The organism is Aureibacillus halotolerans (assembly GCF_004363045.1).
GTDB classification, from domain to species: Bacteria; Bacillota; Bacilli; order Bacillales; family DSM-28697; genus Aureibacillus; species Aureibacillus halotolerans.
This window is the reverse complement of sequence record NZ_SNYJ01000023.1, coordinates 34,061-60,042: the sequence shown is the minus strand read 5'-3', so window position 1 is coordinate 60,042 and position 25,982 is coordinate 34,061. Positions and strand designations below refer to the sequence as shown.

Annotated in this window: 41 protein-coding genes; 2 read left to right on the top strand and 39 right to left on the bottom strand. The window is 45.0% G+C overall.

The window, feature by feature from the left end; genetic code table 11:
• Positions 1-607, top strand: a 607-nt coding sequence (locus tag EV213_RS21005) for a hypothetical protein (protein WP_208112784.1), incomplete at its 5' end; no start/stop codon positions are given.
• Between the two features lie 424 nt (positions 608-1,031).
• Positions 1,032-1,628, top strand: a complete 597-nt coding sequence (locus tag EV213_RS18645) for a copper amine oxidase N-terminal domain-containing protein (protein WP_243740267.1) — start codon at positions 1,032-1,034, stop codon at positions 1,626-1,628.
• Between the two features lie 72 nt (positions 1,629-1,700).
• Here the strand turns inward: EV213_RS18645 and EV213_RS18640 are convergent, their stop codons facing one another.
• From EV213_RS18640 to tuf, 39 genes are all read right to left on the bottom strand, one after another.
• Positions 1,701-4,397: an S-layer homology domain-containing protein gene (locus EV213_RS18640; protein WP_133582085.1), complete on the bottom strand. Its 2,697-nt coding sequence runs from the start codon at positions 4,395-4,397 to the stop codon at positions 1,701-1,703.
• A 628-nt stretch (positions 4,398-5,025) separates the two neighbouring features.
• On the bottom strand, positions 5,026-5,418 hold the full coding sequence (gene rpsI, locus EV213_RS18635) for a 30S ribosomal protein S9 (RefSeq protein ID WP_133582084.1): 393 nt from the start codon (positions 5,416-5,418) through the stop codon (positions 5,026-5,028).
• A gap of 14 nt (positions 5,419-5,432) precedes the next feature.
• Positions 5,433-5,870, bottom strand: a complete 438-nt coding sequence (gene rplM / locus EV213_RS18630) for a 50S ribosomal protein L13 (RefSeq protein ID WP_133582083.1) — start codon at positions 5,868-5,870, stop codon at positions 5,433-5,435.
• Between the two features lie 160 nt (positions 5,871-6,030).
• On the bottom strand, positions 6,031-6,780 hold the full coding sequence (gene truA, locus EV213_RS18625; RefSeq protein ID WP_133582082.1) for a tRNA pseudouridine(38-40) synthase TruA: 750 nt from the start codon (positions 6,778-6,780) through the stop codon (positions 6,031-6,033).
• 1 nt (position 6,781) lies between these two features.
• On the bottom strand, positions 6,782-7,573 hold the full coding sequence (locus tag EV213_RS18620) for an energy-coupling factor transporter transmembrane component T family protein (RefSeq protein WP_133582081.1): 792 nt from the start codon (positions 7,571-7,573) through the stop codon (positions 6,782-6,784).
• Positions 7,570-8,430, bottom strand: coding sequence for an ATP-binding cassette domain-containing protein (locus EV213_RS18615; protein ID WP_133582080.1), 861 nt, complete (start codon positions 8,428-8,430; stop codon positions 7,570-7,572). Before EV213_RS18615 ends, EV213_RS18620 begins: the two co-directional genes overlap by 4 nt.
• On the bottom strand, positions 8,406-9,236 hold the full coding sequence (locus EV213_RS18610) for an ATP-binding cassette domain-containing protein (RefSeq protein ID WP_133582079.1): 831 nt from the start codon (positions 9,234-9,236) through the stop codon (positions 8,406-8,408). The genes EV213_RS18615 and EV213_RS18610 overlap by 25 nt, the downstream gene beginning before the upstream one ends.
• A gap of 112 nt (positions 9,237-9,348) precedes the next feature.
• Entirely contained in the window at positions 9,349-9,714 is a 366-nt protein-coding gene (gene rplQ / locus EV213_RS18605; protein WP_133582078.1) for a 50S ribosomal protein L17, read from the bottom strand.
• A gap of 32 nt (positions 9,715-9,746) precedes the next feature.
• Complete coding sequence (locus EV213_RS18600; protein ID WP_133582077.1) at positions 9,747-10,691, bottom strand: DNA-directed RNA polymerase subunit alpha; 945 nt, start codon at positions 10,689-10,691, stop codon at positions 9,747-9,749.
• Between the two features lie 172 nt (positions 10,692-10,863).
• Positions 10,864-11,253, bottom strand: a complete 390-nt coding sequence (gene rpsK, locus EV213_RS18595; protein ID WP_133582076.1) for a 30S ribosomal protein S11 — start codon at positions 11,251-11,253, stop codon at positions 10,864-10,866.
• A 16-nt stretch (positions 11,254-11,269) separates the two neighbouring features.
• Positions 11,270-11,635, bottom strand: a complete 366-nt coding sequence (gene rpsM, locus EV213_RS18590; RefSeq protein WP_133582075.1) for a 30S ribosomal protein S13 — start codon at positions 11,633-11,635, stop codon at positions 11,270-11,272.
• A gap of 21 nt (positions 11,636-11,656) precedes the next feature.
• Positions 11,657-11,770, bottom strand: coding sequence for a 50S ribosomal protein L36 (gene rpmJ / locus EV213_RS18585; protein ID WP_133582074.1), 114 nt, complete (start codon positions 11,768-11,770; stop codon positions 11,657-11,659).
• A 28-nt stretch (positions 11,771-11,798) separates the two neighbouring features.
• Positions 11,799-12,017, bottom strand: coding sequence for a translation initiation factor IF-1 (gene infA, locus EV213_RS18580; RefSeq protein WP_133582073.1), 219 nt, complete (start codon positions 12,015-12,017; stop codon positions 11,799-11,801).
• Between the two features lie 18 nt (positions 12,018-12,035).
• The gene (locus tag EV213_RS18575; RefSeq protein ID WP_341770359.1) at positions 12,036-12,335 is read right to left on the bottom strand and encodes a KOW domain-containing RNA-binding protein; all 300 of its coding nucleotides are present in this window, start codon (positions 12,333-12,335) and stop codon (positions 12,036-12,038) included.
• A gap of 9 nt (positions 12,336-12,344) precedes the next feature.
• Positions 12,345-13,091 (bottom strand): type I methionyl aminopeptidase, encoded by a 747-nt coding sequence (map, locus tag EV213_RS18570; RefSeq protein WP_133582072.1) that lies wholly within the window; start codon positions 13,089-13,091, stop codon positions 12,345-12,347.
• A complete protein-coding gene (locus EV213_RS18565) occupies positions 13,088-13,741 on the bottom strand; it encodes an adenylate kinase (protein WP_133582071.1) in 654 nt (217 codons plus the stop codon). Before EV213_RS18565 ends, map begins: the two co-directional genes overlap by 4 nt.
• Before the next feature lie 42 nt (positions 13,742-13,783).
• Positions 13,784-15,070 (bottom strand): preprotein translocase subunit SecY, encoded by a 1,287-nt coding sequence (gene secY, locus EV213_RS18560; RefSeq protein ID WP_133582070.1) that lies wholly within the window; start codon positions 15,068-15,070, stop codon positions 13,784-13,786.
• Complete coding sequence (rplO, locus tag EV213_RS18555) at positions 15,070-15,510, bottom strand: 50S ribosomal protein L15 (RefSeq protein WP_133582069.1); 441 nt, start codon at positions 15,508-15,510, stop codon at positions 15,070-15,072. Before rplO ends, secY begins: the two co-directional genes overlap by 1 nt.
• Before the next feature lie 31 nt (positions 15,511-15,541).
• Positions 15,542-15,724, bottom strand: a complete 183-nt coding sequence (rpmD, locus tag EV213_RS18550; protein WP_133582068.1) for a 50S ribosomal protein L30 — start codon at positions 15,722-15,724, stop codon at positions 15,542-15,544.
• A gap of 14 nt (positions 15,725-15,738) precedes the next feature.
• On the bottom strand, positions 15,739-16,242 hold the full coding sequence (gene rpsE, locus EV213_RS18545; protein ID WP_133582067.1) for a 30S ribosomal protein S5: 504 nt from the start codon (positions 16,240-16,242) through the stop codon (positions 15,739-15,741).
• A gap of 20 nt (positions 16,243-16,262) precedes the next feature.
• Positions 16,263-16,628 carry a 50S ribosomal protein L18 gene (gene rplR, locus EV213_RS18540; RefSeq protein WP_133582066.1) on the bottom strand — a complete coding sequence of 122 codons (366 nt, stop codon included), beginning with the start codon at positions 16,626-16,628 and terminating at the stop codon, positions 16,263-16,265.
• A 30-nt stretch (positions 16,629-16,658) separates the two neighbouring features.
• Positions 16,659-17,198, bottom strand: coding sequence for a 50S ribosomal protein L6 (gene rplF, locus EV213_RS18535; RefSeq protein WP_133582065.1), 540 nt, complete (start codon positions 17,196-17,198; stop codon positions 16,659-16,661).
• 30 nt (positions 17,199-17,228) lie between these two features.
• A complete protein-coding gene (gene rpsH, locus EV213_RS18530; protein WP_133582064.1) occupies positions 17,229-17,627 on the bottom strand; it encodes a 30S ribosomal protein S8 in 399 nt (132 codons plus the stop codon).
• 32 nt (positions 17,628-17,659) lie between these two features.
• Complete coding sequence (locus EV213_RS18525) at positions 17,660-17,845, bottom strand: type Z 30S ribosomal protein S14 (protein WP_133582063.1); 186 nt, start codon at positions 17,843-17,845, stop codon at positions 17,660-17,662.
• An 18-nt stretch (positions 17,846-17,863) separates the two neighbouring features.
• Positions 17,864-18,403, bottom strand: coding sequence for a 50S ribosomal protein L5 (gene rplE, locus EV213_RS18520; protein ID WP_133582062.1), 540 nt, complete (start codon positions 18,401-18,403; stop codon positions 17,864-17,866).
• A 22-nt stretch (positions 18,404-18,425) separates the two neighbouring features.
• Entirely contained in the window at positions 18,426-18,737 is a 312-nt protein-coding gene (gene rplX, locus EV213_RS18515) for a 50S ribosomal protein L24 (protein ID WP_133582061.1), read from the bottom strand.
• A 34-nt stretch (positions 18,738-18,771) separates the two neighbouring features.
• Positions 18,772-19,140: a 50S ribosomal protein L14 gene (gene rplN / locus EV213_RS18510; protein WP_133582060.1), complete on the bottom strand. Its 369-nt coding sequence runs from the start codon at positions 19,138-19,140 to the stop codon at positions 18,772-18,774.
• A 38-nt stretch (positions 19,141-19,178) separates the two neighbouring features.
• Positions 19,179-19,442 (bottom strand): 30S ribosomal protein S17, encoded by a 264-nt coding sequence (rpsQ, locus tag EV213_RS18505; RefSeq protein WP_133582059.1) that lies wholly within the window; start codon positions 19,440-19,442, stop codon positions 19,179-19,181.
• A gap of 23 nt (positions 19,443-19,465) precedes the next feature.
• Positions 19,466-19,669 carry a 50S ribosomal protein L29 gene (gene rpmC, locus EV213_RS18500; RefSeq protein WP_133582058.1) on the bottom strand — a complete coding sequence of 68 codons (204 nt, stop codon included), beginning with the start codon at positions 19,667-19,669 and terminating at the stop codon, positions 19,466-19,468.
• Positions 19,659-20,093, bottom strand: coding sequence for a 50S ribosomal protein L16 (rplP, locus tag EV213_RS18495; RefSeq protein WP_133582057.1), 435 nt, complete (start codon positions 20,091-20,093; stop codon positions 19,659-19,661). Before rplP ends, rpmC begins: the two co-directional genes overlap by 11 nt.
• Positions 20,094-20,096: 3 nt before the next feature.
• Positions 20,097-20,744, bottom strand: a complete 648-nt coding sequence (rpsC, locus tag EV213_RS18490; protein WP_133582056.1) for a 30S ribosomal protein S3 — start codon at positions 20,742-20,744, stop codon at positions 20,097-20,099.
• A gap of 3 nt (positions 20,745-20,747) precedes the next feature.
• Positions 20,748-21,089 carry a 50S ribosomal protein L22 gene (gene rplV / locus EV213_RS18485; protein WP_133582055.1) on the bottom strand — a complete coding sequence of 114 codons (342 nt, stop codon included), beginning with the start codon at positions 21,087-21,089 and terminating at the stop codon, positions 20,748-20,750.
• 16 nt (positions 21,090-21,105) lie between these two features.
• The gene (gene rpsS / locus EV213_RS18480; protein WP_133582054.1) at positions 21,106-21,387 is read right to left on the bottom strand and encodes a 30S ribosomal protein S19; all 282 of its coding nucleotides are present in this window, start codon (positions 21,385-21,387) and stop codon (positions 21,106-21,108) included.
• 57 nt (positions 21,388-21,444) lie between these two features.
• Positions 21,445-22,275 carry a 50S ribosomal protein L2 gene (rplB, locus tag EV213_RS18475; protein WP_133582053.1) on the bottom strand — a complete coding sequence of 277 codons (831 nt, stop codon included), beginning with the start codon at positions 22,273-22,275 and terminating at the stop codon, positions 21,445-21,447.
• A gap of 22 nt (positions 22,276-22,297) precedes the next feature.
• Positions 22,298-22,585: a 50S ribosomal protein L23 gene (rplW, locus tag EV213_RS18470; protein WP_133582052.1), complete on the bottom strand. Its 288-nt coding sequence runs from the start codon at positions 22,583-22,585 to the stop codon at positions 22,298-22,300.
• Positions 22,585-23,205, bottom strand: coding sequence for a 50S ribosomal protein L4 (gene rplD / locus EV213_RS18465; protein ID WP_133582051.1), 621 nt, complete (start codon positions 23,203-23,205; stop codon positions 22,585-22,587). The genes rplW and rplD overlap by 1 nt, the downstream gene beginning before the upstream one ends.
• 26 nt (positions 23,206-23,231) lie before the next feature.
• The gene (rplC, locus tag EV213_RS18460) at positions 23,232-23,861 is read right to left on the bottom strand and encodes a 50S ribosomal protein L3 (RefSeq protein WP_133582050.1); all 630 of its coding nucleotides are present in this window, start codon (positions 23,859-23,861) and stop codon (positions 23,232-23,234) included.
• A 32-nt stretch (positions 23,862-23,893) separates the two neighbouring features.
• Entirely contained in the window at positions 23,894-24,202 is a 309-nt protein-coding gene (gene rpsJ, locus EV213_RS18455; RefSeq protein ID WP_133582049.1) for a 30S ribosomal protein S10, read from the bottom strand.
• 558 nt (positions 24,203-24,760) lie between these two features.
• Positions 24,761-25,948: an elongation factor Tu gene (gene tuf / locus EV213_RS18450; protein WP_133582048.1), complete on the bottom strand. Its 1,188-nt coding sequence runs from the start codon at positions 25,946-25,948 to the stop codon at positions 24,761-24,763.
• Between the last annotated feature and the right edge of the window lie 34 nt (positions 25,949-25,982).

The window sequence follows — 25,982 nt, the reverse complement described above, 5'->3', positions numbered from 1 at the left end:
TTGTTCTCCACATTTCTCTCGCATTGGGATTTCTATCTCGGAGCTTCAGCGAGCCGGAGCTGGACAACGAAAAGCGGAGCGCCGTACGTACAGAAGCGCAGGTCAGAACATCATTGGGCTGGGAAATGGTTCTCCACATTTCACTAGACCGAGGATTTCTGCGCCGCAGCTTCTACGGCGCGCAGCTAGACACGAAAAGCGAAGGCGAGTGCGTTTTGAAGCGCAGAGTAGAACATCACAAGGCGAAGAAATGGTTCTCCACATTTCTCTCGCATTGGGATTTCTATCTCGGAGCTTCAGCGAGCCGGAGCTGGACAACGAAAAGCGGAGCGCCGTACGTACAGAAGCACAGGTCAGAACATCATTGGGCTGGGAAATGCTTCTCCACATTTCACTAGACCGAGGATTTCTGCGCCGCAGCTTCTACGGCGCGCAGCTAGACACGAAAAGCGCAGGTGAGTGCGTTTTGAAGTGCAGAGTAGAACATCACAAGGCGAAGAAATGGTTCTCTCATTTCTCTCGCCTTGGGGTTTCTATCTCGGAGCTTCAGCGAGCCGTAGCTGGACAACGAAAGGCGGAGCGCCGTACGTACAGAAGCGAAGAGTAGAACATCACGGGGTGAAGAAATGGTTCTTCACATTTCTCTCGCACCGGGATTTCTACCTCGCAGCTTCTACGGCGCGCAGCTAGACAACGAAAAGCGCAGGCGAGTACGCACTGTTAATGCGAAAAATATATAAAGCCGGACCACGTGAAAAGAAGACACTTGCCCCCAAAAACGTTCGCCACACCAGAGCGATACAATAAGCATCTAAAAAAGAAAATATTGACAAAAATACACAAATTGTTGTTCAATGAAAAAGGTGCCTCATCCTTAATCATCCTTATTATCCAAAAAAGGGGTGTCGAACGAACCAGAGGCGTTCCATACACATCGCACAGACATGGTGTATCTCCTTACGTTGCTCAGTTCAAGCAAGATACAAATTATTTTAGGCAGCACAAATATTACTTCTAAATGGAGGAAAACCATGAAAATGAAACGAGCATTGTTAATCCTGTCGGCGGGTCTTATGCTTTCCGCAACACCAACCATTGCTGAGGCACACCCTGGCAGAACAGACGCAAACGGCGGTCATCATTGCTGGACAAACTGTGAAAAATGGGGTTTGGAATACGGAGAGTATCATTATCATAATGGCAAAAGCACATCGTCCTCATCAAAACCAGCACAATCAACGCCAATTCCTACCGTAAAGCCTGTGCCAAAACCTACAACACCAGCAGTGAAAACTGTGAAAGTCTATTTAAACGGCGCCCTGCAATCCTATTCACAGCCTGCAATTGTGCAATCCGGCCGAACGTTGGTACCACTTCGTCCGATTTTCGAGGCTTTAGGCGCTACTGTTCAATACGATGCCGAAACTAGGATCATTACAGCAGTAAAAGAGGATCGCACGGTAACGCTGACGGTGGGCTCTGCCTACGCAAAAGTAAATGGTACGACCATCACTTTAGATGCAAAAGCACAGGTGATCAAAGGTAACACAATGGTTCCTCTACGTTTTGTTAGTGAAGCCATGGGTGCCACCGTTCAGTTTGATGGACAAGTCAAAATTTCAAACTAAGCATGCAAAAAACCTCCGTGTCCAGTAAAGGACCACGGAGGTTTTCTCTTGTTGAATCTGCAATTATACATTCTATTTTGCTTCGATATGTGCAATAACACGCTGATCTTCATACGTAACAGTTACATTGTATCCATCAGCTGTTACATTATCAAATTGACCTTTCACATTGCTGGCAGAAATAAGCGTAATGTCTTTGGCACCTTTCACTTCATCATTTGCTAAGTCTAAATGAAGGTCTCCGCCTTCAATGTATACCAATCCATCAACGTTTAGCTGACTGTTGCTATCATCCATTGAAATCGTTAACGTTCCAGCATCCATAGTGAAGTTGCCATCTACTTGTAAAGCTTCATCTGAGTTAACTACAACTGTTCCATCTTCTACATAAAGATCACCAGTACCAAAAGCAGTCGCAGAAGCAGCTTCTAACGTTCCTCCTTGCAGCAATGTTCCTCCAGTGTAGCTATTGTCTCCAGTTAATGTAAGTGTTCCTGTTCCTTGCTTCGTAAGCATCCCACTGCCGTTAATGTCATTTCTCCACCAGTCATGAGCATTAAATCTTCCTTTTGAAGCATCCATATATACTGTTACATTGTCTAAGAACGCACCATATCCATCAGCTGCTGTAACTAAATCAATTCTTCCCCAACCGTTTGATGCGTCAATTAAAGGGTACCCTGAATCAATTTCTGTCGTATATAGGACTTCGCGGCGTTGTTGATCTGTCAAATAGGGCTGACGAGTTTCTAATAAGACTTCTGCCCCTTTTGGTACGACAGGCTCTAAGCCTTTAGTTCCTGTTTGAGGTAATCCGTACGTCATTTTTTCTCTGTAGAACGCTTTGTTTGCTTCATGATCTTCCCATCTTTGTTCATCATATGCACTTTCAAACGTATAATCCTCTGTCACTGTATGTGCATATTCATATAAGCTCATGTTATTTTCTTCAGCTAATTCGCCAAATACTTCTCCAGCATTTTCATAAGCCTTCTCGATGACTTCTCTGTTTTCTTCCTTATTGAATGCATAAGCAGTCATTGCTGTAGATTGGATTCTGCCACCAATGACATCAAGTGGTGAGTGCATACCTGTTACGATTCTATTTTCTCCCATTTGAGCAGCTCTAGTTAAAAACTCAGCATATCTTTCCGGCGTCGCATGTGCAAATCCGAATGTTGATAAATAAGATGCACTCGTATGCCCGCTCGGAAATGCTCCATCTTTTCCTCTGCCGTCTTGTGCTATTCGTTTTACATATTCTAATGCCGGGATGATCTCAACATTCGTTTCATATTGTTGATAATGTCTTTCTCCAGTTGCTTTTTTCCCGCCTGAAGGTAAGGCTTCTTCTAAGGTTTCACCACTGCCAATCGTATCCCATACAGGTAATCCATTTTCATCAACGACTTCAATAACTTCTCCGTTTGAATTCATTCTATAAGGTCTAGGTGAGGAGAAGAAGTATTTAGACGGATTTGACGATGACGGATTTTCAAATCGAATGAGACTAACTAAATCCATCGCATCGGCAAGTTCAGACTCCTCCCAGTCTCCCATTCCTTGAGCCTGGTCTTCAACAGTCGTCTCTTCCAATACTTTATTCATGTCCTCTTCTGATCGAACAACACTTGTTACTGGATGAACGATTTCTGCATAGTCATTCGCTAACGGTCCAAAAGCCCCCATCATACTATAGACCTTATCTCTTTGATCATCTAAGTATGCAGCTAAAGCTTCTTCATCGGTCCTGTTTTGCGTAACGTCTTCCACATATTTAATGTTCGCTTCCCAAGTCTCTGGATTTCTAATTTCTGCGTTCGCATATGTTTTCTTATCTGCCACTACTTTTGACTCATCATTTTTATATCCATCAAAATAGACAGTCGGTCCATCACCATAGTTTGCCGTTTCTCCATTGGCACCAGGTTCTGTTAACGCTGTGCCGTCTCTCCAGTCAGGCTGGTTCATTGACCATATCGTATCAAAACCGTCTAATATTTTTATAAAAGGATTCGTCGCAGCGATATTCTTTAACTCAGGATCTGCAGCATTTTCGCCATGGTCTACAGCAGGCAATGGGCCCTCTACCTCAGGAAGAGGTACTTTCAGTTCGTTATCAGACCCCTGTGGTTTAGAAGGTTTGGCCGTCTCTTCTGTTTCTAAAGCATTATCTAATGAAACAACGGCTTCTGCCCGTGTAATATGATTGAGAGGTTTGAAACTTCCATCTGGATAGCCAACCATAATATCTTCAGCGAAAACACTGCCTACAGCATCTTTGCTCCAGTTTGAAATAGAAGCAGCATCTGTAAATGAAGCAACAGCATCTTCATCCTCATTTAAATTTATAATTTCGGCAATTATTTTAGCCGCTTCTTGACGAGTAATAGAATCTTGAGGTTTGATGGTACCATCTGGATAACCATGCACATATCCTGCTTCAATGGCTTTGGCTACATCTTTGTAATACCAAGCATCCTTAGCAACATCTTCATAACTTATTTCAGCATCTTCGGTAAATCCAAATGATCTATTCACAAGACTCATAAATTCGGCTCTATTCATAAAGTTATTTGGTTTGAAGGAACCGTCAGGATATCCTGTAATTAAGCCATTATCCATCCATGTTTGAATCTGTTCTTGTGCAAAGCTCCCTTTGATATCAGAAAGGTTGTTTGCAGCCTGAGCAGGGTTCACAGAAACGCCTAATGCCAGCACTCCTGCAAGTGTTACTGAACTAATAAATTTTTTGTTTGTAAATTTCATGGTTGTGTTCGTTCCCCTTTCACAAATCAATTGTTACGAATATCATTTTTTAAGAAGTGGCTTTTTTTCTATTGCGGGAAGTGACAGTGTAAGGAAAGATTACAGTTTAACCTCCCTAACTCTACATTGATATGTTTTTTCCTGATTACTTTCTTCTTCAACTAGAATTGAATGCTGTAACAGTTGATAGAACCCCTACCGCCACTCTCTAAGTTGAGGATTCTTTTGAAATCCTAGCTTCTCCTGCAGTAATTTGCACCACTAAAGTATAAATATATAAAACTAACGCTAGATAAATATAAGGATAGCGTAAAGATTATGTAAATTATCACTAATGTTGCGTGAATTTTATCGATAAATTCAGTGTCTTTAATTCTTGTGGCCAGAGAAAAAAGGAAAACCTGAACGAGAGGTACTCTATCCACTTGGTGATTTTATACAATAATGAAGAGGGGCGGATGGCATTTTCGAAAGAACAGCGCGTCCTTCAACTCGTCTAACCCAGTGACGAGCTGGTTTCCATAAGAACAAAAACCGAAAAAAGTGGTCAAAATGCAGTCAAAACCCAATTTTGGCATTAAAAAAGCTCCGAACCATTGAGGGGTTCGGAGCCAGAAACGTAGATATATTAACGTTTTGAGAACTGAGGTGCACGGCGTGCGCCTTTAAGTCCGTATTTTTTACGTTCTTTCATACGTGCATCACGAGTAAGAAGACCTTGTGATTTCAACGCTGGGCGGTATTCTGGGTCTGCTTTAAGCAATGCACGTGCAATGCCGTGGCGAACTGCGCCTGCCTGACCAGAAATGCCTCCTCCGTTTACACTGACAATCACGTCATAGTTACCTTCTACTTCAGCAACCTTTAATGGGCGCTGAACGATTTCACGTACAGAAGGCACTGGGAAAAAGTCTTCGAATTCACGATTGTTGATCACTACACGTCCGTTGCCTGGAACAAGACGAACACGAGCAACAGCTGATTTACGACGGCCTGTGCCGTAATATTGAAGTGTTGGCATAATCGTTTCCCTCCTTAACCTCTAAGTTCGTATACTTCTGGAGACTGTGCTGCATGAGGATGCTCACTGCCACCGTATACGTTCAATTTTTTAGCCATTGCACGACCAAGTGGTCCTTTTGGAAGCATGCCTTTAACAGCAAGCTGGATCATACGGTCTGGATGGTTTGTTCTCATGTCAAGTGCGTTCGTTTCTTTCAATCCACCTGGATGCTGCGAGTGACGGTAGTATTTCTTGTCCTGCAGTTTGTTTCCTGTAAGGTGAATTTTCCCTGCATTGATGATAACGACGTGGTCTCCAGTGTCTACGTTCGGTGTAAAAGTTGGCTTATGTTTGCCGCGAAGAATTGAAGCTACTTCACTTGCAAGACGACCAAGAGTTTGGCCTTCTGCATCGATAACCAACCATTTGCGTTTTTGCTCAAGCGGCTTCGCAGTATAGGTTTGACGCATGTTTTGTCCCTCCTGATTATTCCGTTTAGTTTTATTCAATCACGATGAAAGGTTTCCGGGGCTTTATCGTGGATTTAAAATGAACACTAATGTACATAATACCGAAGCCAATTCCTTGTGTCAAGGGTTTTTGTACACGAGGCATCGTTGTTTTACTTTTTTATGCTTGTGTAGGGTAGTTTACCTTCATTAAATAGAGGCCTTCTGCTGGGGCGGTTTTCACCCAATGCCCCTTCTCCCCACTTGTCAGGCATGTGTTCAATTGCTCAACGGTCATAGCACCGTAGCCCGTTTTTATGACAGTCCCTACAATCATGCGCACCATGTGATGCAAAAAACCATTGCCTTCGATATAAAAGCGAAAATCCTGGTCCTCTCTTACCAATGTTGCTGTCGTAATGGTACGGGTGTACGATGAGACCGTCGATTGTGCGGAACAGAAGGCGGTAAATTCATGGGTACCTAGAAACAGAGCAAGAGCGTGTTGCATCGTTTCCTCATCTAAAGGTCTTGGCTCGTGATGCACGTACCGCCGACGAAACACATCAGCGGTTCGTCCATTCATCACAAGGTATTGATACGCCTTCCCTATCGCATCGTAACGTGCATGAAACGTATCCGACGTTCGCTCTATCGAATGCAGAACCACATCGCCTGGAAGCCATCCATTCACTGCGCGCTTCCAGCGTTCCTCTGGCAGATCAATCGGGGAATCAAAATGAATCACCTGACCGATGGCGTGCACCCCGGCATCGGTTCGTCCCGAGGCAAACACCGGATGCGTTTTCGTTTTATGCATCCGCCCAAGCACACGTTCTACTACCCCTTGCACCGTACGATCATTGGATTGCCGCTGAAAGCCGCAAAAGGCTGTGCCGTCATATTGAAGTATTGCTTTCCAGCGTGGCATACTAATCTCCCCTTACAAATATCGTCAAAGCAGCAATCAGGACGAGCCCAGTGAATTTCATGCTATCCGTCCACGTCCAGCGAAGTGGACGAAAGGAGGTTCTCGGCTTTGTGCCATCATAGCCTCTGGAATCAATGGCTTCAGCCAAGGCATGCGCATTGCGAATGGTCCCAATCATTAGTGGGATCACAAACGCCTGCAAATGATGGATGGCCTTTTTTGGTCTGCGCCAAGACAAATCGCGCCCTGCGCCCCTTGCTAGCTGCGCTTGGCTCGTCCGTTTTGCCTCCTCTGCCAGCATGGGCAAATAGCGCATCGCAATCGTCATTGCCAGCGCGGCATCAGATGGCGAAAGACCAATGGCCTTTAATGGCGTAAGGTAAAAAGACAGTGCTGCGATAAGCTCACTAGGGGAGGTAGTCATGGGCAACAAAAAGCCCGCTGCGCAAATGAAAAAAAGCCGTAGCATAATTTTGCTTCCTTGCCAAAGACCCGCATCACTTATTTGTATCCACTGCCATGCCCACAACACGTCACCTTCCCTCGTCGCTAAGACGTGAAGAAGAAAGGCAGCACTAGCAAACCATGCCACAGGCCTCAGGTTTGCCCACACGAGCCGAAGTGGCAATCGTGATACAGAATAAAGCGCAACGAGTAAAAAAGCATACAGGGCATAACTAACAAGGCTATCAAGGGCGAATGCCAGGCTGCTTAACATAAGAACACTTGCAATCTTGCCCCTCGGGTCCATGCGATGAATTGGAGAGTCGCGTGCGACATAGGCCCCAATCAATGACGCTCACCGACCTCTAGCTGCCGTTCGCGAACAGACTGTAGCAACGTATGCATCGTTACTTTAGGCATATCGGCTGTCAACTTGACGCCAATTTGGCGAGCGATAGACAACGGGGGAGGCAGCAAGGCATTGTCCATTCCCCCCATATGATGAACAAAGATCTCATTTGCGGTCCCGCTGGCTTGCACTTTTCCTGCCTCAAGCCAGACGACGTGATCCGCACAGTGGTACACATCACCCATATCGTGGCTGCTATGGAGCACCGTGCATTGTGTTGTGGCCTGGTACTGTCGGAGCACTTCAAGAATCTGCTCTGCCGCGACAGGGTCAAGCCCAGCTGTTGGCTCGTCTAGCAGAAGCAATGAGGGGCGCATGGCAAGAATACTGGCCAAGGCGACCTTTCTTTGTTCTCCTCCACTTAATGAAAAGGGAGAGCGCTGTAGTAGCTCCTCCTTCAGGCCAACCGTCATGGCCATCTGTGATGCTCTTTCTTTCGCCGTGATCTCATTCATCCCTTGGTTGAGCAAGCCGAATAAAAGCTCTCGTTCTACGCTCTCTTCAAAAAATTGCTGCTCCGCGAATTGGTAGACGAGACCACTTTGCTTTATCGCTTCACGACGCAGAGCTTTTTTCGATGTTGGCTCAAGTGTTACTGTCCCTGCCTGAATCTGTCCTTGCCGCGGAAGCCTGAGACCCGCGGCAAGCTGCAGCAATGTACTTTTCCCTGACCCCGCTGCGCCGATCAAGCAGTGCCATTGTCCTGAAGCAAATGCGGCATCTATAGAAGTTAGCGCGGGGAGCACGGCAGCCTGCTCTATATAGGCATCACTTACCTGTTTGAATACAACCTCCATATGTGCTCCACCAGCTCCTCTTCTTTGACTAGAGGGGATTTTAGCCACTCCTCCTCAACCAATTGCTTGCTTACCTCGTAAACGAATGACGGCCATTCACTGGCAGGGGATTGCTGAAGAATGGACAAAATCACGTCAGCCGGATTGCCGTCCATTGTCAACCGACCCTCTTCTAACCAAAGCAAGCGATCCGCCTGCAGCATTTCCTCTAACGAATGGGTTACCGTTAAAAGTGTTTTCTCTGGCGTCAGCAATTGCCTTACCACGTTAAGAAGGTCCTGACGTCCTACAGGGTCTATCATGCTAAAGGACTCGTCCATTACATAAATGTCCGGTTCCCTTGCAATGAGTCCCGCCAGTGCAGCCCGTTGCTTTTGCCCACCAGACAAATGACGGGGGTCCCGTCTACGTGCCTCGCTTAGACCAACGTCGCTCAGTGCCTTTTCGATTTTACGTTGCATGGCGTGTTGAGGCATAGCATCATTTTCCAAGCCAAACGCTATATCCTCTTCCAGTGTAGTTGCCACAAAATGGTGATCTGGATTTTGAAACAATAAACCAAGTTTTTTACGAACGGCATGTCCTTCATCAGGCTGGGTTGTGCAAAGGGACCCACCGACAATCACACGCCCAGAGGACGGCAGTAGTAGACCGTTCGTGAGTCGTGCCATTGTGGACTTACCCGAGCCATTTCGACCCGCTACAGCCACCCACGTCCCTCTCTTAACGACAAAGGCGACGTTGACCAATGCCGGCATTGCCCCAGGATAGGCAAAAGTGACATCCTCAAATTCCAATGCATTCATATCAACGTCCCCCTTAGCGCCCCTCACATAAAAATTCACGACAAAAAAGGGCTTAGATGCCAACCTCTCCAGATAGAGATCTTCTCCGCCCTTTTGCCTCAAACATTATCAATTAGTCTTGAACGAACTCCAAGATGACCATTGGAGCGCCATCTCCACGACGAGGACCTACTTTAAGAATACGAGTGTATCCTCCTTGACGGTCTTCGTAGCGTGGTGCTAGATCAGAAAATAGTTTTTGAACAGCGTTTTGCCCTTCATCGTTCGCAGCTTCTCTACGAATAAAAGCAGCTGCTTGACGACGTGCGTGAAGGTCTCCACGTTTCCCAAGAGTCACCATTTTTTCTGCAACGGAGCGTACTTCTTTCGCTCTTGCTTGTGTCGTTTCAATCCGCTCGTTGATGATGAGATCGGTTGTTAGATCACGAAGCAATCCTTTGCGGTGGGCGCTTGAGCGTCCTAGTTTTCCATATGCCATGTTCTTGACCTCCTTTGTTCGTTATTCGGGTACTATTCGTCCTTGCGTAGACCAAGACCAAGTTCATGAAGCTTGTTACGAACCTCTTCCAACGATTTGCGTCCAAGGTTTCGTACCTTCATCATGTCTTCTTCGGTTTTATGTGCAAGTTCTTGAACCGTATTGATGCCAGCGCGTTTTAAGCAGTTGTAAGAGCGGACAGAAAGATCGAGCTCTTCGATCGTCATCTCAAGCACTTTTTCTTTTTGGTCCTCTTCTTTTTCAACCATGATCTCCGCATTTTGTGCTTCATCGGTCAAGCCTATGAAAATATTCAAATGCTCATTCATAATCTTGGCACCGAGAGACACTGCTTCTTCAGGTCGAATACTGCCATCTGTTGTTACATCGAGGGTTAGTTTATCATAATTGGTGACTTGGCCTACACGAGTGTTCTCTACTTGATACGTCACACGTGCTACCGGGGTAAAGATCGAATCAATTGGAACAACGCCAATTGGTTGATCCTCATGCTTGTTTAGATCAGCAGCGATATAACCGCGCCCGCGAACAGCCGTAAGACGCATACGAAGAACACCGTCTTTAGACAGCGTTGCAATATGCAGGTCTGGGTTGAGGATTTCCACGTCACTATCATGCGTGATGTCGGCAGCCGTTACAGTTCCTTCACCCTGGACGTCAATTTCTATTGTTTTTTCTTCATCAGAATAAATTTTCATTGCCAAGCGCTTTAAGTTGAGAATAATCGCAGTGACATCCTCACGCACACCTGGAATCGTTGAAAATTCATGCATTACGCCCTCAAATTGCACAGAGGTGATTGCAGCTCCTGGAAGAGAGGACAGCAGAATACGACGCAAAGAGTTTCCGAGTGTGGTTCCATATCCGCGTTCTAAAGGTTCCACAACAAACTTACCGAACTTGCCATCCTCGTTGAGTTCTACAGTCTCAATACGTGGCTTCTCGATTTCAATCATTCATTAACCCTCCTTCAAAACGTCGAAACTCCGGTCAGACTCTTGAAGCCCAACCGAAAATTTCTGTTGACCGTTCTCACGATACTTCACAAGTCGATTAAGCACTAATAAACCGTAAATCTATTATCATAACCATTATAGACAAGGATATGAGTTTTATACGGGTATTTACTTAGACACGACGACGTTTTGGTGGACGACATCCATTGTGAGGAACTGGCGTCATATCATTGATCGCCGTTACTTCTAAACCAGCAGCCTGCAATGCACGAATCGCAGCTTCACGACCTGCACCTGGACCTTTCACGTTCACTTCAAGTGTTTTCATGCCGTTTTCAATGGATCCTTTTGCAGCTGTTTCAGCAGCCATTTGTGCTGCGAATGGCGTAGACTTACGGGAGCCTTTGAACCCAAGTGAACCTGCAGAAGACCATGCAAGAGCATTGCCATGAGTGTCTGTAATCGTGACGATCGTGTTATTGAATGTAGAGCGGATATGTGCAACGCCGCTCTCAATATTCTTTTTGACACGTTTTTTACGTGATACGGGTTTACGAGCCATCATTTAGCCTCCTTTCTTACTTCTTCTTATTCGCTACTGTACGACGAGGACCTTTACGCGTACGAGAGTTGTTTTTAGAGTTCTGGCCTCGAACAGGAAGACCACGGCGGTGGCGAATACCACGATATGAACCAATTTCAATCAAACGTTTGATGTTAAGAGACACTTCACGACGAAGATCACCTTCGACTTTGATCGTGTTCACGACATCACGTATACGTCCAAGCTCTTCCTCAGTAAGGTCACGAACGCGAGTATCCTCAGATACGTTCGCTTCAGCAAGGATTTTTTGTGCGGTTGTTTTGCCTACGCCGAAAACGTAAGTGAGCGAGATCACAATACGCTTGTCGCGCGGGACATCAATTCCAGCAATACGTGCCAATGAAATGCACCTCCTTTTGATTTAGCCTTGTTTTTGTTTGTGCTTTGGATTCGAGCAAATGACCATGACCCGACCTCTTCGACGAATAACTTTGCAGTTTTCGCACATAGGTTTAACTGAAGGTCTGACTTTCATGTTTGCAGCCTCCTTTATAATCGGAGTGTTATTTGTACCGGTACGTAATTCGCCCGCGTGTTAAGTCATATGGAGACAGCTCAACTGTTACTTTATCTCCCGGTAGAATACGGATGAAATGCATACGGATTTTTCCGGATACATGGGCCAACACTGTATGCCCATTTTCAAGTTCCACTTTAAACATTGCATTCGGCAAAGTTTCCATAATGGTTCCTTCGACTTCAATTACATCCTCTTTCGCCATCAAGTTGTGCTCCCTTCTTTACTCATCCCTTATCGCACGTTGCATTGTTGCGATGGCATGACGCAATTTTGCGTTGGTGACACGCCCTGTTTCCGCCAGGCTACGTTTGACCTCAGGCGATACAGTAGCCAGCAATTCTACATGAGCCAGGTTTTTCAACTTGGCTCGATCAAAGGTACGCTTCTTTCCATCAGCGAGTAGCAATTGCGACTCGTCTACGATGCTCACAATGATGGCGATAAAGCCTCTGTCACGCCCCTTACAAATCTTCACGTATTGTCCGATTTGCGGTTGTGTGTCCTCTTTGTTCAGGTGCATCCTCCACCTTTACAGTGTGGTTAAGATGTCATACCCCGTCTCAGTGATCGCAATGGTATGCTCGAAATGAGCACATCGTTTCCCGTCAACGGTTACGACTGTCCAATCATCACCAAGCGTTTTGACGTAGCGCTCGCCTGCATTCACCATTGGTTCAATCGCAAGAACCATGCCTGGTTTCAAGCGAGGACCTTTGTTTGGTGGTCCGTAATGAGGAATTTGCGGATCTTCATGCAAGTTTTGCCCAACCCCATGACCAACATACTCTCTCACAATGGAAAACCCTTGGCTTTCTGCGTACATTTGTATCGCATGAGAAATATTCGATAAGCGGTCACCTGGCTTCGCTTGCTCCAACCCTTTATACAACGACGTTTCAGTGACATCCAGCAGCTGCTGAGAGGCCTCATCAATCGTTCCTACGCCATACGTCCACGCCGAATCTCCGTGATAACCGTTGTAGAAGGCACCGATATCAAGACTAATCACATCACCGTCTTTAAGCTTTCGTTCACTTGGAATCCCATGTACAAGCTCCTCGTTCACAGACGCACAAACATTTCCTGTGAAGCCCTGGTAATCCTTAAACGAAGGCGTTGCATCATGTTTGCGAATAAACTCTTCAGCAATGCGATCCAGCTCTTTGGTCGTAACGCCTGGCTGAATATGCTGTTTCAGTTCTTGATGCGTTAGCGCTACAATACGTCCCGCTTCTCTCATAATTGAGATTTCCCGAGGTGTTTTGCAGATAATCATGCACCAATGCCTCCAAGCTTTTGATCAATGTCAGCAAAGACGCTCTCAATTTCTCGATCGCCATCTACTGTCACAAGATACCCTTTTTGCCCATAAAAATCAAGCAACGGCGCCATTTCCTTCATATTAACCTTTAAACGATTTTTCACTTTTTCAGTTGTGTCGTCATCACGCTGAATTAACTCGGCACCATCCAGGTCACAAATCCCCTCTTGTTTAGGAGGATTAAAGAGAACATGGTAGGTTGCTCCGCATTCAGGGCATATTCGACGGCCTGTTAAGCGATCCATCAATTTGTTTTCATCAACGTTAATATGAAGCACATGATCAAGAGATTTGCCTAATTGGGACATAATATGTTCAAGGGCTTCAGCCTGAGCCAGCGTTCTCGGAAAACCATCTAGTAAGAAGCCGTTGTTGCAGTCTTCCTTTGAAAGACGTTCTCCGACAATACCGACCGTGACTTCATCGGGAACAAGATCTCCTTTATCCATGTAAGCTTTCGCTTCCCTGCCTAAAGGGGTTTGTTCCTTAATTGCTGCACGAAACATGTCTCCGGTCGAAATATGAGGAATGCCATATTTCTTTTTGATCTTGTCGGCCTGAGTGCCTTTTCCAGCCCCCGGAAGGCCCATGAGTATCAATTCCATGGTATCAACCCTATACATGACGTTTTAACAGTTTGATTCATACTACTTAATAAATCCTTTGTAGTGTCTCTTGACAAGCTGGCTTTCCAATTGCTTCATCGTCTCCAGAGCGACACCTACTACGATGAGAAGGCTCGTTCCGCCAATTTGGACAGACTGTGGAAGATTGGCGATATTGATAAAGAAGATCGGTAGGATTGAAATCACACTTAAGAAGGTAGCGCCAACGAGCGTTAGACGATAAAGGATCTTCGTCACATACTTCTGAGTGCTTAACCCAGGTCGGATTCCAGGGATATACCCACCTTGTTTCTTTAGGTTATCCGCCATTTGTTCAGGATTCACTTGAACAAAGGTATAAAAATACGTGAACGCAACAATCAAAATGACATAGAACGTCATACCGATTGGTTGAGTGTAGTCGAAAATGTTTCGAATCTGTGCGGCCACATTATTATCCGGGAAAAAGGATGCGATCGTTTGTGGTGTCACAATGAACGAAATCGCGAAAATGACTGGGATAACTCCGGCAGCATTCACCTTTAATGGAAGATGTGTCGACTGACCGCCAACAGGTTTGTTGTTGCTGACTCGTTTTGCATACTGAATTGGAATTTTACGTAGTGCCTGTTGAATGAATATAACACCAACGACAATCGCAATCACAACAAGAAGCAAAATCAAGACAACGATGATGCGAAGGAACAGCTGATCGCCAGCCCCTTCAATTTGTTGAGCATAGATCTGATTTATCTGGTTCGGAATTGCTGCTGCTATCCCGGCAAAGATAATAATGGATATCCCATTTCCAACACCTTTGGTCGTAATCTGCTCACCGAGCCACATCAGGAAGGCTGTTCCAGCTGTAAGCACGAGTGCAATGATTAGATACGTAGTAAAAGATGGGTTTGGAATAAGTCCTTCAAACATTGTATTAAAGCCGTAGGACATGCCTAGAGCCTGGATAAATCCGAGACCAATCGTTCCATATCGAGTGAACTGTGTAAGCTTCTTACGACCGACATCCCCTTGCTTTGACCATTCGGTAAACTTTGGCACGACGTCCATTTGCAAAAGCTGCACAATGATGGACGCTGTGATGTAAGGCATGATGCCCATCGCAAAAATAGAGAAATTCTGCAGGGCACCGCCTCCGAAGGTATTTAGGATCCCAAACACACTGTTGGACCCGATGTTGATAACGTCTCGATCAACGCCTGGAACAGGGATAAACGTTCCTAAACGAAACACTAACAACATCAACAAGGTAAAGATGATCTTATTCCGAATGTCGCTTACTCGCATGAAATTCGAGATTGTACGGAACATCAGATCACCTCAGTTTGACCGCCTGCCGCTTTAATTGCTTCTTGAGCGGAAGCAGAGAATTTATGAGCCTTGACTGTCAATTTCTTTTCAATCTGGCCTTCACCAAGAATTTTAATGCCACTCTTTTGGTTTTTTACAACGCCGTTAGCGACCAAAGTCTCAGGTGTTACTTCTGCTCCGTCATCGAACTGATTCAACGTGCTAAGATTGACGACTGCATAGTCTTTACGATTAATATTCGTAAATCCACGTTTAGGAAGACGTCTGAAAAGTGGGTTTTGACCACCCTCGAAACCAGGACGAACACCGCCGCCTGAACGTGCATTTTGACCTTTGTGACCTTTACCGGCAGTTTTACCGTTACCCGTACCAATACCACGGCCTTTGCGCTTGCGCACTTTACGAGATCCTTCCGCAGGATGAAGCTCATGAAGTTTCATGCTGTGCACCTCCTATCAGAAAAAGTATAATTTATTTTTCGTTCACTTTCACTAAGTGAGACACACGATTAATCATGCCTCTAACCGCAACAGTATCTTCGCGCACCACTGTTTGGTGCAACTTTCTTAAACCAAGCGTTTGGACCGTCAACTTTTGCTTTTCAGGACGCCCGATTACGCTGCGAGTGAGGGTGATTTCTAATTGCTTTGCCATAGGTCAAGCCCTCCTTATCCTAACAGCTCTTTAACAGTTTTACCGCGAAGTTTAGCCACTTCATCGGCTTTCTTCAAACGGGATAGACCGTTAATTGTTGCGCGGATCATGTTAATTGGTGTGTTAGACCCCAATGATTTCGAAAGGATGTCACCAACACCTGCCAATTCCAATACAGCACGGACAGGACCACCTGCAATAACACCAGTACCTTCAGATGCAGGTTTCAATAGGACGCGTCCTGCACCGAACTCACCAGTGATTAAGTGAGGTAGTGTAGTGCCTGTCATTGGCACTTTAATCAAGTTTTTCTTTGCATCTTCGATAGCTTTACGAATCGCTTCTGGAACTTCCTGGGCTTTCCCAGTACCGAATCCAACGTGCCCATTTTTATCGCCAATAACGACGAGAGCAGCAAAACGAAAACGACGACCACCTTTAACAACTTTGGCTACACGATTGACTGTAACAACACGTTCAGTCAATTCGCCTAGTTTGTTTGCATCAATGTGACTCAATCTATTCCCTCCTTTTGCAATTAAAATTTAAGTCCAGCTTCGCGCGCTGCATCCGCCAAAGCTTTTACACGACCATGATACAAGTATCCTCCACGGTCAAAAACTACATCTTCTACGCCTTGTGCTTTCGCACGTGTGGCTAACAATTCGCCAACCTTTTGTGCAGCTGTTACGTTTTTGCCTTTTGCACTCTCTTCAAAGTCTTTATCCAATGTAGAAGCACTAGCAAGTGTAGTTGCATTTACATCATCAATGACTTGTGCATAGATGTGCTGGTTTGAACGAAATACGTTTAGGCGAGGACGTTCAGCCGTACCTGTCAACTTTGAGCGCACACGGGCATGACGCTTTTTACGTGATTTATTCTTATCCACTTTTGTGATCAATTAAGGTCACCCCTTTCTTACCTTAGTGCATTATTTCGCTGTTTTACCTTCTTTGCGACGAACTTGTTCATCTTGATAACGAATTCCTTTACCTTTATAAGGCTCAGGCGGACGTACAGCACGGATGTTTGAAGCCAGTGCTCCAACACGTTCTTTGTCAATCCCTTTTACAATCAAGCGTGTATTCTCAGGAACTTCAACGTCTACTCCGTTTTCAGGCTCGATTTCGACTGGGTGAGAGTACCCAACGTTCAAGACAAGCTTGCTTCCACTTTTGCTTGCACGATAACCGACACCGACAAGCTGAAGTGTGCGCTCATAGCCTTTTGTAACACCTTCAACCATATTTCCGATATGGCTGCGTGTCGTGCCATGAAGCGATTTGTGTTCCTTGCTTTCTGATGGTCTTTCGACAGTAAGAATATTGTCGTTAATGACAATCTTCATTGACTCATTGAACTTACGCGCCAATTCGCCTTTTGGGCCTTTAATGGTAACGTTGTTGTTCGCTGAGATATCAATCGTTACACCTTCAGGAATTTCTAGAATCTTTTTGCCAACACGTGACATGATAACACCTCCTAATCGTTCAACTCTGATTTACCAAACGTACGCAAGTACTTCTCCGCCTGTGTTTTGCTGACGGGCTTCTTTGTCTGTAAATACGCCTTGAGATGTTGAAACAAGGGCAATCCCAAGTCCGTTCAATACTCTTGGTACTTCGTTTGTTTTTGCATATACACGCAATCCAGGCTTGCTGATGCGCTTAAGACCCGTAATAACACGCTCGTTATTTGGACCGTATTTCAAGAAAATGCGAATCGTACCTTGTTTGTTGTCTTCCACGTACTCTACATCACGCACAAAGCCCTCACGTTTGAGAATTTCTGCGATCTCTTTTTTCAGATTGGATGCAGGCAGCTCCAACTTATCATGACGAACAAGGTTGGCGTTACGGATGCGTGTTAGCATATCCGCGATAGGATCTGACAAGACCATAATCTGTTACCTCCTTCCCTACTATAGGGTAATTACCAGCTGGCTTTTTTAACGCCGGGGATTTGGCCTTTATAGGCGAGTTCCCGGAAACAAATACGGCAAAGTTTAAACTTGCGCAACACGGAATGAGGACGGCCGCAACGTTCGCAACGTGTGTACTCACGCACTGCAAATTTTTGCTCACGCTTTTGCTTGGCAATCATTGATTTTTTAGCCAAGGAATTCCCTCCTATTCATTATTTTTGGAACGGCATTCCCATTTGAGAAAGAAGCTCACGCGCTTCTTCGTCTGAATTCGCCGTTGTGACAATGACAATGTCCATACCGCGGACTTTTGTCACTTGATCATAGTTGATCTCTGGGAAAATCAATTGCTCTTTTACGCCGAGGGTATAGTTTCCACGACCATCAAATGATTTTTTGGAGACACCTCTAAAGTCACGTACACGAGGCAAAGAAACGTTGATCAATTTTTGAAGAAAGTCATACATACGGTCTCCGCGGAGTGTAACCTTAGCACCGATTGGCATACCCTCACGCAAGCGGAACGCAGCGATAGACTTTTTCGCACGAGTAACGATTGGCTTTTGACCGGCAATTGCTGTTAGCTCTTCGACTGCATTGTCAAGAACCTTTGCGTTTTGCACTGCTTCACCAACACCCATGTTGATAATAATTTTTTCAACTTTTGGCGCCTGCATAATAGAAGAATAACTGAACTTCTCGATTAAGCTTGGCACGATTTCATCCTTATATTGCGTTTTAAGCTGATTCACGATAGGACCTCCTTTCTAAAACCTATTTATCTAATGTTTCGCCGCTTTTTTTAGCAACTCGCACTTTTTTTCCGTCTTTTAATTCATAACCAACACGTGTCGGTACTCCATCCTTAGGATCGATAACCATCACATTTGATACATGAACGGAAGCTTCTAGCTCTAAAATACCGCCTTGCGGATTACCTTGTGAAGGCTTTGCATGTTTTTTAACGATGTTCACGCCTTCTACAACCACTCGATTTTTCTTAGGATGAGCAACAAGAACCGTACCTTGCTTTCCTTTGTCTTTTCCAGTGATCACTTGAACTTTATCGCCCTTTTTGATGTGCATTTCGATACGCACCTCCTTTGCAACTAGGTTTCAATTATAAAACTTCTGGAGCAAGGGATACGATTTTCATGAAGTTGTTGTCACGTAATTCACGTGCAACGGGTCCGAAAATACGAGTCCCGCGCGGGCTTTTATCATCACGGATAATCACCGCTGCATTTTCATCAAAACGAATGTAAGAACCGTCAGTACGACGCATACCACTCTTTGTGCGTACGATTACTGCACGAACAACATCGCCTTTTTTAACAACGCCTCCTGGTGTTGCTTGTTTCACAGTGCAAACAATTACATCACCAATATTCGCTACTTTTCTTCCGGAGCCGCCAAGGACTTTAATCGTCAATACTTCACGAGCACCAGAGTTATCAGCCACTCTTAAACGGGTTTCCTGTTGGATCATCGTTTGTTAACCTCCCTTCGTGCCTTCAATCAAATGGGTTAAATAATAATAGATTCTTCGACTACTTCTAGAAGACGAAAACGTTTTGTTGCCGACAAAGGACGAGTTTCCATCACTCTTACGATATCGCCAAGTTTCGCTTGATTGTTTTCATCATGCGTTTTTAACTTCTTAGAGTATTTCACACGCTTGCCGTAAAGTTTGTCGTTTTTATACGTTTCAATGACGACCGTGATCGTTTTGTCCATTTTATCAGACACGACGCGGCCAGTGTACACTTTGCGTTGATTGCGTTCACTCATGGAGCCTTAAACCTCCTTATCGTTTATCGGTTTGCGATCCCGATTTCTCTTTCACGAACCACAGTTTTCAAACGAGCAATGCCCTTCTTCACTTCACGAACTCTGGCGGTGTTCTCCAATTGGCCTGTTGCCAGCTGAAAACGAAGGTTAAAAAGCTCTTCTTTCAATGATTGTACCTTTTGTTCAATCTCTGAAGTGGTCAATTCTCTGATTTCATTAGCCTTCATTGGATTCACCACCAATTTCTTCGCGTTTTACGATCTTTGTTTTAATTGGGAGTTTGTGAGATGCAAGACGTAATGCTTCACGTGCAACCTCTTCAGGTACTCCAGCAATTTCAAACATGATTTTACCAGGCTTAACAACTGCCACCCAGCCTTCAGGTGCCCCTTTACCGGAACCCATCCGTACTTCAAGTGGTTTAGCTGTGAATGGCTTTGAAGGGAAAATTTTAATCCATACTTTACCGCCACGCTTCATGTAACGCGTCATCGCGATACGAGCAGCTTCGATCTGACGGTTTGTAATCCAAGAGGCTTCAACTGCCTGCAAGCCATACTCACCGAAATTAATTTCTGTACCGCCTTTTGCACGACCGCGCATTTTCCCACGATGTACACGACGATATTTAACACGTTTAGGCATCAACATGGCTTATTTCCCTCCTTTCTTTTTCGTAGGAAGAACCTCTCCACGATAGATCCAAACTTTCACACCGATTTTTCCGTATGTTGTGTTTGCTTCAGCAGTACCATAGTCGATATCTGCACGAAGTGTGTGAAGTGGAACAGTTCCTTCGCTATATGACTCAGAACGAGCAATATCTGCACCGCCAAGACGGCCAGATGTTTCTGTTTTAATCCCTTGTGCACCAGCACGCATAGAACGTTGGAGCGTCTGTTTTTGAGCACGACGGAAAGAAATTCGAGCTTCAAGCTGACGTGCAATGTTTTCAGCAACAAGTTGTGCGTTCAAATCAGGCTTTTTAATCTCCATGATGTTGATGTGCACACGCTTGCCAGTCAAGCTATTCAATGCTTTACGAAGAGCTTCTACTTCAGAACCGCCACGCCCGATAACCATTCCTGGTTTTGCTGTATGAATTGTGATATTGATTCGGTTTGCTGCGCGTTCGATTTCAATCTGAGCGACTGAAGAATCTTTTAAGCGCTTCTCGATGTAATCACGAATTTTAATGTCTTCATGCAAAAAATCTGCATAGTCTTTGCCTGCGAACCATTTGGATTCCCAGTCACGGATGACGCCGATTCGCAAACCGATAGGATTAACTTTTTGACCCACGAATTATCCCTCCTTCTTTTCTGATAGAATCAAAGTGATATGACTCGTACGTTTGAGAATCGCACTTGCACGACCTTGTGCACGTGGACGAAAACGTTTCATTGTTGGTCCTTCATCGACAAAAATCTTTGAAATGAATAGGCTTTCTGTATCCATTTCATAATTGTGCTCTGCGTTAGCAACTGCTGAATTTAACAGTTTCTCAACAACAGGGGATGCTGCTTTATTTGTGTGGCGTAAAATCGCCACGGCTTCACCAGCGCTTTTGCCGCGAATTAAGTCAACCACGAGGCGAACTTTGCGCGGTGCAATGCGAATGGTTTTCGCAATAGCTTTTGCTTCCATTCAAGGGCCTCCTCTCTTAACGGCGTGTTTTTTTGTCGTCATTATCGTGGCCACGATATGTGCGTGTTGGAGCGAATTCTCCAAGTTTGTGGCCAACCATATCTTCGGTCACATAGACTGGCACGTGTTTGCGTCCGTCATACACGGCAATTGTGTGTCCAATAAACTGTGGAAAAATTGTAGAGCGACGTGACCAAGTTTTAATTAACTTCTTGTTGCTTTCTCCGTCACCAGCTGCTTCGATTTTCTTTAACAAATGATCGTCTGCAAAAGGTCCTTTTTTCAAGCTGCGTCCCATAGCTGCGCAACCTCCCTTCCTTTAGGAAAAATGTAGGAGGCCGGAAAGTCCGACCACTTATTTCTTGCGTCGACGTACGATATATTTATCCGTTGGGTTGTTCTTTTTACGCGTTTTGTAACCAAGGGTTGGTTTGCCCCATGGAGACATTGGCGATTTACGACCGATTGGCGCGCGTCCTTCACCACCACCGTGTGGGTGATCATTCGGGTTCATAACAGAACCACGAACCGTTGGGCGCTTACCAAGCCAGCGAGAACGTCCGGCTTTACCAATGTTGATAAGCTCATGTTCAAGGTTACCAACTTGGCCAACCGTTGCACGGCATGTTGCCAAAATCATACGAGTTTCTCCAGAACGCAAACGCACAAGTACGTATTTGCCTTCTTTTCCTAACAATTGTGCTTCAGCACCCGCTGCGCGAACCAATTGGCCGCCATGACCAGGCTTTAGCTCAATGTTATGAATCACTGTACCAACTGGAATGTTCGTTAGTGGAAGAGTATTTCCTACTTTGATATCCGCATCAGGTCCAGACGTGATCTCTGTGCCTACTTTAATTCCTTTAGGCGCCAAGATGTAACGTTTTTCCCCATCCGCATAGTGAATCAATGCGATGTTCGCAGTACGATTCGGGTCGTATTCGATAGTAGCAACGCGCCCTGGTATACCATCTTTGTTCCGTTTGAAATCGATGATACGATATTTTCTTTTGTGTCCGCCACCTTGGTGACGAACAGTAATGCGTCCCTGGTTGTTACGGCCGGCTTTTCTCGGAAGTGCCTCAACAAGGCTTCTTTCCGGTTTGTTTGTTGTGATTTCCGCGAAATCACTACCAGACATGTGACGTCGGCCGTTTGATGTTGGCTTATACTTTTTAATTGCCATTTAGGGTCCCTCCTTTGCTTGTTTATTCTCCGTCGAAAAAGTCGATTTCTTTGCTTTCAGAAGTCAACGTTACAATGGCTCTTTTCTTTCTAGCAGTATATCCGCCATGACGGCCCATACGCTTAAACTTTCCTTTACGGTTTAACGTGTTCACTTTGTCAACCTTTACAGAAAAGATCGTTTCAACCGCTTGTTTGATTTCTGTTTTGTTTGCTCTAACATCGACATCAAACGTGTATTTCTTATCCGCTAGCAAGTCCGTTGACTGCTCGGTGATTACCGGGCGTTTAATGACATCCCTTGCATTCATTATCCGAGCACCTCCTCTACCTTGGCCACCGCATCTTTTGTAAATACGATTTTGTGATGGTGAAGAACATCCAGAACGCTTAGCTGAGATGCTTTGCATACAGATACGCCTTGAAGATTACGTGCAGACAAGAAAACTGCATCATCCACATCGGCAGTAACAATAAGCGCATTTACAGCTGATAGACCAGTTAAAACAGCAGCCATTTCTTTTGTTTTCGGTGAATCCATCACGAGGGATTCAAGGACAATTGTGTCATTGTCTAGAACGCGCGCAGACAAAGCTGAACGAATTGCTAAACGACGTACTTTTTTAGGCATTTTGAAGCTGTAGCTTCTTGGTGTTGGGCCAAAAACCACACCGCCTCCTACCCATTGTGGAGAACGAATTGATCCTTGACGCGCACGACCTGTGCCTTTTTGACGCCATGGTTTTCTTCCGCCGCCTCTAACCGCTGAACGGTTCTTAACCGAATGGGTTCCTTGACGACGAGACGCTTGTTGCATAACAACTGTGTCATGTAATACATGTTGATTCGGTTCAATTCCAAAAATCGCTTCTGGAAGATCGAAATCTCCAGCTTTAGAACCGTCTTGTTTATATAGCTCTACTTTCGGCATGAAAGTTTCCTCCTTTCCGTCGGGCTTTAGTTCGATTTAACCGCGCTTGTAATTTTGACGTACCCTTTTCTTGCACCAGGTACATTCCCTTTAACCAATAACAAGTTACGCTCTTTGTCTACACGAATGATTTCAAGGTTTTGAACGGTTACCGTTTCTCCACCCATTTGTCCAGGAAGGTTTTTCCCTTTCAAAACGTGCATTGGATCAATAGGACCCATTGAACCAGGACGACGATGGTAACGTGAACCGTGAGACATTGGTCCGCGAGATTGGTTATGACGCTTAATAGAACCTGCGAAACCTTTCCCTTTAGATGTACCTGTAACGTCCACTAGCTCTCCTGCTTCAAAAGAATCCACAGAGATTTCTTGACCTAGCTCAACATTTTCAGCATCAATGTTTTTAAATTCACGTACAAAACGCTTAGGTACTGTGTTGGCTTTTTCTGCATGACCTTTTGAAGGCTTGTTTTGGCGCACTGGTTTTTTGTCAGCAAAGCCAATCTGTAGAGCAGTGTATCCATCACTTTCTTCAGTTTTCTTTTGAAGAACGACGTTTCCTGACGCCTCAATCACAGTGACTGGGATAAGGTCTCCATTCTCAGCAAAGATCTGAGTCATTCCGACTTTTTTACCCAAGATTCCTTTTGACATGATTTACACCTCCTGTTTTTGTAAAATGTGTATTAGAGTTTGATTTCGATATCGACGCCAGATGGCAGATCCAAACGCATGAGCGAATCAACCGTTTGTGGTGTCGGGCTGATGATATCGATCAAACGTTTATGCGTACGCATTTCAAATTGCTCACGAGAATCTTTGTATTTGTGCACAGCACGCAAGATTGTGTAAATAGATTTCTCCGTTGGCAACGGAATTGGACCTGACACATTAGCTCCTGAACGTTTCGCAGTTTCTACGATTTTCTCAGCAGATTGATCGAGGATCCTGTGATCGTAAGCCTTTAGTCGAATGCGAATTTTTTCTTTTGCCATTTTATTCCCTCCTTTACGCCCATATTGGTTATAGACAGTTCTCCGCGAAAATTTCCTCCACCTCGCCATGGCAAAGGGGCTTGATGGAACAGCAACCTTTCGCATCATCGCAACGTATCCGTGTGTTCCGAACCTTGCCCAAAGCAAGGGGGATGCACACTTGTTCTATTATACAGATGTCCCCGCCTAATTTCAAGCGCAAATCCATAATTTCATAAGATATTTTGAGTAGCGGATATAATGTACATCGTAGAATGAAAAGTCCTCATGTGAATGCACGTAAAAATGATCGATTTTGGGTGGCAGCAGTTGAAACAACACGTGAAATTTCATTGTAACAGCCATCATGCCTTTTTAACACTATGGCTACATGCCTCTATAGGAAGAAAAAGGCGTGATGGACATATAGACTCGCGATTTTAAATGAGGAGTGCGGCTGTGATCCATACAATGACGAACTCTTTAGTGCTCTTTTAGCCACTTCCCTAGTGCACCGTCTCTACATGCAAAAAAGAAGCGACCCAAAGGGCCACTTCTTTTTTAAACCGATGCTGTACCTTATTTCGTGATAGAAGAAACAACGCCGGATCCTACAGTACGTCCACCCTCACGGATTGAGAAACGAGTACCGTCTTCAATCGCGATTGGAGAGATCAATTCAACAGTCATTTCGATGTTGTCCCCAGGCATAACCATCTCTACGCCTTCAGGAAGGTCAACGACACCAGTTACGTCCGTTGTACGGAAGTAGAACTGAGGACGATAATTTGTGAAGAATGGCGTATGACGGCCACCCTCTTCTTTTGAAAGAACATACACTTCAGCTTTGAAGTTTGTATGTGGAGTGATTGTACCTGGTTTAGCAAGTACTTGACCACGCTCGATGTCTTCACGTGCTACACCACGAAGAAGTGCGCCAATGTTGTCGCCAGCTTCTGCATAGTCAAGAAGCTTACGGAACATTTCTACGCCTGTAACAGTTGTTTTTCGTGCGTCTTTAATACCTAGAACTTCAATTTCGTCACCAACGCGTACTTCACCACGTTCTACACGACCTGTAGCAACAGTTCCACGACCAGTGATCGAGAACACGTCCTCAACAGGCATCATGAAAGGCTTGTCAGTGTCACGCTCTGGAGTTGGGATGTACTCATCAACAGCATCCATCAATTCGAAGATGCGTTCTTCCCATTGTGCATCTCCTTCAAGAGCACGTAGAGCAGAACCTTTGATAACAGGTACATCGTCACCAGGGAAGTCATACTCAGAAAGCAGATCGCGAACTTCCATTTCAACAAGCTCAAGAAGTTCTTCATCGTCTACCATGTCGCATTTGTTCAAGAAGACAACAAGTGCAGGTACACCTACGTTACGAGAGAGCAAGATGTGCTCACGCGTTTGTGGCATTGGGCCATCAGCTGCAGATACCACAAGGATACCGCCGTCCATTTGTGCTGCACCAGTGATCATGTTCTTCACATAGTCAGCGTGTCCTGGGCAATCAACGTGCGCATAGTGGCGCGATTCAGTTTCATACTCTACGTGAGCTGTAGAAATTGTGATTCCACGCTCGCGCTCTTCTGGAGCACCGTCAATTTGGTCATAGGCCATTGCAGTACCTTTACCAGATCTTTTGTGAAGGCAGAATGTAATTGCTGCTGTAAGTGTTGTTTTACCATGGTCAACGTGACCGATTGTTCCAATGTTACAATGCTGTTTGGAACGGTCGAATTTTTCTTTACCCATTCGAATTTCCTCCTTATTCAACTAAGAGAGTTTT